This is a genomic window from Mycobacterium sp. UM_CSW (assembly GCF_000455205.1).
GTDB lineage: Bacteria > Actinomycetota > Actinomycetes > Mycobacteriales > Mycobacteriaceae > Mycobacterium.
Genome location: NZ_AUWQ01000138.1, coordinates 22583 through 28612, shown reverse-complemented (window position 1 = coordinate 28612; position 6030 = coordinate 22583). Strand labels below are relative to the sequence as shown.

7 protein-coding genes and 1 pseudogene are annotated in these 6030 nt (G+C 67.9%); 2 read left to right on the top strand and 6 right to left on the bottom strand.

What is annotated here, in order from left to right:
- Window positions 1-167 (top strand): annotated as a pseudogene (locus N415_RS33075) (hypothetical protein); the annotation flags it as partial.
- Window positions 168-246: 79 nt separating this feature from the next.
- On the opposite strand, the gene N415_RS29470 reads toward N415_RS33075, so the two are convergent.
- Together N415_RS29470 and N415_RS29465 are read right to left on the bottom strand one after the other, a co-directional pair.
- Window positions 247-1041: a hypothetical protein gene (locus N415_RS29470; protein ID WP_068189570.1), complete on the bottom strand. Its 795-nt coding sequence runs from the start codon at window positions 1039-1041 to the stop codon at window positions 247-249.
- The gene (locus tag N415_RS29465; RefSeq protein ID WP_068189568.1) at window positions 1041-2381 is read right to left on the bottom strand and encodes an FAD-binding oxidoreductase; all 1341 of its coding nucleotides are present in this window, start codon (window positions 2379-2381) and stop codon (window positions 1041-1043) included. Before N415_RS29465 ends, N415_RS29470 begins: the two co-directional genes overlap by 1 nt.
- Window positions 2382-2478: 97 nt before the next feature.
- On the opposite strand from N415_RS29465, the gene N415_RS29460 reads away from it, so the two are divergent.
- Window positions 2479-3204: an IclR family transcriptional regulator gene (locus N415_RS29460; RefSeq protein ID WP_068189566.1), complete on the top strand. Its 726-nt coding sequence runs from the start codon at window positions 2479-2481 to the stop codon at window positions 3202-3204.
- A gap of 71 nt (window positions 3205-3275) precedes the next feature.
- Here the strand turns inward: N415_RS29460 and N415_RS29455 are convergent, their stop codons facing one another.
- The 4 genes from N415_RS29455 to N415_RS29440 all read right to left on the bottom strand — a co-directional run bounded on the left by N415_RS29455 (window position 3276) and on the right by N415_RS29440 (window position 6005).
- Window positions 3276-3590: an ANTAR domain-containing protein gene (locus N415_RS29455; RefSeq protein WP_068189563.1), complete on the bottom strand. Its 315-nt coding sequence runs from the start codon at window positions 3588-3590 to the stop codon at window positions 3276-3278.
- A 146-nt stretch (window positions 3591-3736) separates the two neighbouring features.
- Window positions 3737-5101, bottom strand: a complete 1365-nt coding sequence (locus N415_RS29450; RefSeq protein WP_068189560.1) for a wax ester/triacylglycerol synthase domain-containing protein — start codon at window positions 5099-5101, stop codon at window positions 3737-3739.
- A gap of 118 nt (window positions 5102-5219) precedes the next feature.
- Window positions 5220-5579, bottom strand: coding sequence for a carboxymuconolactone decarboxylase family protein (locus N415_RS29445; RefSeq protein WP_068189558.1), 360 nt, complete (start codon window positions 5577-5579; stop codon window positions 5220-5222).
- 6 nt (window positions 5580-5585) lie between these two features.
- Window positions 5586-6005, bottom strand: coding sequence for a DUF302 domain-containing protein (locus tag N415_RS29440; RefSeq protein WP_068189583.1), 420 nt, complete (start codon window positions 6003-6005; stop codon window positions 5586-5588).
- Window positions 6006-6030 lie beyond the last annotated feature (25 nt).

Below are 6030 nucleotides of genomic sequence, written 5' to 3'. Positions count from 1 at the left end.
GCACGTCGGTGCGGATGCCGCTCACGCTCAACATTCCCGCGGGAATACCCCTCGAGCCCGGCCTTTACGAGTGGCGGGTGGAGGTGGAGGGCTTCGAGCAGGCCACGACGGTCGAGGCATTCGTGGTGGTCGGTGCGCCACACCAGCCGGCGGCGCCGTCGATTTGATGCCCAAGCCGCGAGAGTGCAACCAGCGACGCGCCGCTCGAGAAACGTGTTGCCACTGGCACTCTCGCGACGGCGCGCCCTATTCGTCGGCGAAGGCGCCGTAGAGCTCGGGCAGAAAGCCCGCCAGGTGGTTCATCTCCTGCGCACAGTGCACCAGGAGGTTGCGGGCGGTCGCCTCCGGGGTGCCCAGCACCCGCGAGGCGAAGGGGCGAACCGCCCGCGACGCCATGTCCGGCGCGTTGCGCACGGCGATGTGCGCTCCGCCCATCCAGAACCGTGATCGCATCTCTGCGCCGTCGGGTGTCGAACGGATGTGATGGATGAACCATCCCGTATCCACCGGCGCGTCGGCCGAGCCCAGCCGAGCGCAGATCGACACGGCGTCCGCGCTGTCGGGCGGGCAGCCCAGGGTTGTCGGCTCAACGAATTGAATTGCCCCGTTGAGCATTGTCGAGCCGATGTACTCACTGATCATCGACCAGCGGTCGATGTACCGCTGGTCGTCCTGGCCGTCCTTCCAGGCGGCGGACAGGTGCGCCCGCGGGTGCCACAACTTGTAGCGGCGGGTGTCGCAACCGTGCCAGCCGAACCACCACGCCCACATCGCGGGGCTGACCCCGGGCATATCGGTGCGCACCGAAACCTGAAAGCCGCCGTCTTCGAGGATGCCGTAGCCGTTCTCGGTCTGGTGGTACCCCTCCTCGGCGACGGTTGCGGCGTCGTCGAACGCCAGCAGCGCCATCCCACCCTGCGGGCCATGCTGGAGCGCCTCGACGACATGCTTTGGCAGCGGGTCCATTTCGGGCTTGAAGAACTTGCCGAACGGCGTGTTCACGTCGTCGCCGCGGTAGCCCAGGTACTTCTCGCCGGACATCAGAGCCTTCCCATCCAACTGTTGAACAATCCGTCGGGGTCGTAGGCGGCACGCGCCTTGTCCAGGCGCGCCATCGCCTCGTCGGTGGCGAACTTCGCCGGCCGGTTGCCCAGGTTTTCGTCGGCCAGCTGGATTCCGGTGGCCAGGTGCGACATCGCCGCCATGTTGGATCCGGCCCAATCGCCGTACTTCTCGTCGTCGGCCGCGTCCTTCCACGAGCCGTACAGTGCGAGGTAGATCTCGTCTTCCACGCTGTAGGCCATGTCCTGGCGCGGCGGCGACGGCCCCCAGTTCAGCCAGAGGAAGTGCGACGGGGCGGGCGGCATGGTTTGCAGGATTGTCCGGATGCCCGGCAGCAGCTCCGCGGCGGACGCGGAGGTCCACATGTTGTCGGCCGTGTAGCGGTGGTCGTTCAGATAGTGGGTCATCACGGCGGTGTACCAGGTGGGCAGGTCGCTCGGCATGTACGGGACGGCGAGGAGCGCTTTGTCCACGACGGGGCAGGTGCCGAAGATGGCGAGGGCCTGTTGCGCTTCCTCCTCCGAGTCGGCGAACGCCGGGGACGCGAAGGCGATCGCAGGGCTGTCGATTCCCATCTCCGGGAGGCTGCGCGTCGCGATGGCCTGCATCTCCACCCGGCGGTCCACCTCGGCGCTGATGCTGCGGGCCCAGGTGTAGACCTCGTCGGCGAGGTCCCACGGATAGACGTAGACGCTGGTCCCGCAGACGGCCGGGCGCGGATACAGCTTCAGGTAGAACGACGTGACGACCCCGAAGAAACCCGGGCCCGCCCCGCGGGCGGCCCAGTAAAGATCGGCGTGATTGTCTGCGTCGCAATGGATCTGCTGGCCGTCGGCGGTAATGACGTCCAGGCCGACGACGCTCTCGCAGGCGGGGCCGAAGATGCGGCTGTTCCAGCCGTAGCCGCCCTGTAGCAGATAGCCGCCGAGGCAGACGCCCTTGCAGTGGCCGCCGGGGAAGAACAGGCCCTGCTCCTCCAGGTCGGCCATGAGCAGGCTGCCCCCCTTGCCCGGACCGACGACGGCGAGGCCCTTTTCGGCGTCGACCGTGGCGTGATCCAGGCGGCTGACGTCGAGCAGGACGGCGCCGTCGCGCAGATGGCTGGCGGCGAAGCTGTGCCCACCCGACACGATGCTGACCTGGTGTCCGTTCGCCTTGGCGTAGCGGATGCCGGCGATGATCTCGGCGGCGTCGACGGCCTGAACGATCAGCTCGGGATAGCGTTCGGGCACTCGCTCATGCCACACCGTGCCGCGCCGGGCGGCCTCGTACCCGTCATCGCCCCGGAAAAAGTGCCGCCCGGCTGGTAGCGCGCCCATGTGGGAACTCCTTTGGTCCGCATTTCGGGTCTTGGTCGTCCGCGATCCGGATCACTATAGTGGACGCGTGCCAAATAAGAGTGTCTGAGGGGGAGATTTGCCGACCGGTCGCGACGAAGGAATCCAGGTCCTGCGCCGGGCCGCCGCCGCGCTGGACGAGATCGCCGCCGAGCCGGGGCGGCTGCGCCTGGTCGACCTCGGCGAGCGACTCGGGCTGGCCAAGTCGACGGCTCGCCGCCTGCTGGTCGGCCTGGTGGAGGTGGGCTTGGCGAACGTCGATGCAAAGGGGCGCTTTTCGCTCGGCGACCGCCTGATGGGTTTCGGCGGGGCCGACGGGGAACAGATCGCGACGATCTTCCGCCCGACCATCGAACGGGTGGCGCGCGCCACCGACGACGAAACGGTCGACCTGTCGATACTGCGGGGCCGGCGGATGTGGTTCGTCGACCAGATCGAATCGCCGCACCGGCTGCGCGCGGTCTCGGCCGTCGGCGTCCGATTCCCGCTGGAATCGAGCGCCAACGGGAAGGCGGCGCTCGCGGCCCTCGACGCGGCCGAGGCCGAGGCGCTCATCGCCCGGTTGGGCCCCGGGGTGACCGAGGCGCTGCGTGACGAGGTGGCCGAGATCAGGCGCACCGGTGTCGCTTTCGACCGCGACGAGCACACCCGGGGAATCTCGGCCGCCGCCATCGCGCGGCGCACCGCCGGCGACAACGTGGTCGCGATCTCGGTTCCCGCTCCCACCCAACGCTTTCGCGAAAAGGAGCAGCGCATCCTCACCGCATTGCGCGCGGCGGCCGCCTCGCCCGCATGGACGCGTTGACCACGTGAATGGCTGGCGACGGCCGCGGTACCCCCCAGGACCCCGGCCGGCGCCAATTCCCTAGCCCGTGCTCAGCAGCTGACCGCCGCCGACTTGGTGAACAGGGAACCCCACTCGTGGCGAGCGGCGGACTGCGCGTCGGTGAAGCTCGGCGTCTTCTCGCCGTCGCCCGCCAGGTGGACTAGCGCCCACGCCATGGCGAATACCGGAACCTTGTGACGCAATGCGGCACTGTGCAATTCGTCCAAAGCCACGTGCGAAGGGCATCGGCGAAGTCCGATCAAGATGCCCCGCGCGGTGTCGAGCATGCCGCCGGAGTTCGGGCCGTACGCCATCATGCTTTCGATACCTCCTGTTGCGCCCGAACGGAATCCGCCACCCCGCATGGCGGCCACAGAACCCGTGCGATACGCATCGTCGCGCCTTGTCCCCTAAAAGGCGCCCTATGCCCATGATTTGTGGATCGAAGGCAGGTGTGCCAGAGCAGCGCTGGAATCGATATGGGCTTGTGACCGATCCGGGACAGCACGAATCAGCCTGCGAGAGCCAGCACTTCGTCGAAGCCGGCCACCAGGGCGTCGTAGAAAACGTCGAAATCCGGTATGGCAGTGGTGTCGACGTCGATGCCCAACGCGCACCTGTCGACGTAGGTGAGCAGCGTGACGTTGACCGCCGAGCCGATGGTCGGTCCGAAGGCGTACTGCGCGCGCACCGGTGCGCCGCCGAGGAAAACCGGCACCGGCACCCCGGGCACGTCGCTGGTGACGAAATCGACATGGCGCAGCACCGAGCCGATGTACCAGCGGGGCATCAGGTTGAGCACCCCGGCGATCCGCTGCGTGTAGGGAACGGATTTCTCGTTGCGCACCGCGGCGGCGCGCTGATGGATTTCCTCGATGCGCGCCGCCGGGTCGGCCTCACCCGCGGGCACGTCGAAACGCATCAGCGTGATCCGGTTTCCGCCCATGTCGTCGGCCTTGGTCCGCAGGCTGATCGGCATCGTCAGATGCAGGTCACCGATTTCGACGCCGTGCTTCTCGTGATAGCGGCGCAGCCCACCGGCCACGCCCGAGACGAACGCGTCGTTGAGCGCGCCACCGCAGCGGTGGGCCGCCTCGCGCAGTTGCGGCATGGGCACCTCGTGCACCATGAGATGCCGGATCAGGCCACGGTCGGTCACCAGCGGAGAGCCAGGGCGACTTATCGGCCGCATCAGCCGATAGACCGACCCCGCCAGGGCCGTCGCCGATCTAACCGTCGCGACGGGCCGGCGCACACCGTCGTAGACGAGCCGTGGTGCCGCTTTGGCCGCGCCGGCAACGACGTTCGCGAGTAGGCCGGCGTCGTAGCGCCAGGTGTCCCGGTAGCCGGTGACCCACGACGGCCTGGGAGCCTCCGGCTCGGGCGGCAGCGGCTCGTGCTCATACAGGTCCTCGGAGAGGTTGAACAGGTTCATCGCGATCTGCACGCCGCCGATCCCGTCGGTGAGGGCATGGTGGAATTTGCAAATCATCGCCGCGCCACCGTTTTCCAGGCCGTCGATGAAGGTCGTCTCCCAGAGCGCGCGGGCCCTGTCGAAGTCCTGCATCTCGGCCAATCGAGCCATCTCGAGCACGTCGTCGAGCGTGCCGCCCCCCGGCGCCACACCACGCCGGACGTGGTAGTCGAGGTCGAAATCGGGCGCGTATTCCCAGCGGGGCGGGGCCGGGGGCGGCGAGGGCACGACCCGTTGCCGAAACATCGGGAGTTTGCGGCTGATCAGGTCGAAACGTTCGCGCACCGCGTCCCAGTCCGGTGACCGATCCAGCAGCACGACACTGACCACGGTCGATCGCAGCCGCGGATCGGTTTCCATCGCCCACGTGAACGCGTCGCTGTTGCGTAGAAATGCAGTCATGGTGTGCTCCGGGCCTAAACCTACGACTCGCGGCGGCAAAGGTCAGCACATCATTGCCAGCCAATTACTTTGGTCCCACGACATCGGGCCATTCGTCCGGGCGTCTAATGCCGCGGGGTCATGCCTCCGGCGCGGCGTCGGCGAATTCGCAGAAGGCCGTGTAGGCGCGAGCGCCGTAAATGGTGGCCGGCCCGCCGTGCATGAGGATGGTGACGCCGATGGCCTCCGCGGCCTCCTCCGGGGTGGCGCCCGCACGGGCGGCCGCCTGGGCGTGCGAGGCGATGCACCCGTCGCAGCCCTGGACGATCCCGATCGCCAGCGCCATCAGCTCTTTGACCTTGTGGCTCAGCGCGCCATCGGCCAGGGCCGCACCGCTCAGGGCCGCAAACCCCTTGTACACCTCGGGGATTTGCTTACGCAGCTCGCGGTGCTGGGGCAGCAGCTCCTGCAGGACCTGATGATGATGTTGGTCTGACATGGCGGCCTACTCGGCGGTCACCGGCGAAGCGCTCTTGAGCGACTCGATCGCCGCCCGCAGCCGGTCCCCGACCTCTTCGGCGACCGGACGCAGTTCCGGCTCACCGGTCACCTCCACTAGCAGTCCGGGATTCATCGCCTCGACGAGCACCGTGCCGGCGTCCTGCGGGTCGGCGCGCACGACGACGTTGCACGGCAGCAGCAGGCCGATCTGGCGATTGGCCTGCACGGCGCGATGCGCCAGCGGCGGGTTGCAGGCGCCGAGGATCAGGTAGTCCTCCATGTCGTGGCCGAGTTTGGCCTTCATCGTGGCCTTCACGTCGATTTCGGTGAGTACGCCGAAGCCCTGCGCCGCGAGCGCCTCGCGGGTGCGCGCGACCGCGTCCTCAAATGAGGTGTGCAGCGGCGTAGCGATTGCGATGTCCATCGTGATTCCTTCCATTCGTCCCACA

What these genes read in the sequence shown, in the direction of transcription:
- N415_RS29465 (WP_068189568.1), bottom strand. Translation starts at nt 2,381, where the DNA reads ATGGGCGCGCTACCAGCCGGGCGGCACTTTTTCCGGGGCGATGACGGG.
- N415_RS29455 (WP_068189563.1), bottom strand. Translation starts at nt 3,590, where the DNA reads ATGCGGGGTGGCGGATTCCGTTCGGGCGCAACAGGAGGTATCGAAAGC.
- N415_RS29450 (WP_068189560.1), bottom strand. Translation starts at nt 5,101, where the DNA reads ATGACTGCATTTCTACGCAACAGCGACGCGTTCACGTGGGCGATGGAA.
- N415_RS29445 (WP_068189558.1), bottom strand. Translation starts at nt 5,579, where the DNA reads ATGTCAGACCAACATCATCATCAGGTCCTGCAGGAGCTGCTGCCCCAG.
- N415_RS29440 (WP_068189583.1), bottom strand. Translation starts at nt 6,005, where the DNA reads ATGGACATCGCAATCGCTACGCCGCTGCACACCTCATTTGAGGACGCG.
- N415_RS29470 (WP_068189570.1), bottom strand. Translation starts at nt 1,041, where the DNA reads ATGTCCGGCGAGAAGTACCTGGGCTACCGCGGCGACGACGTGAACACG.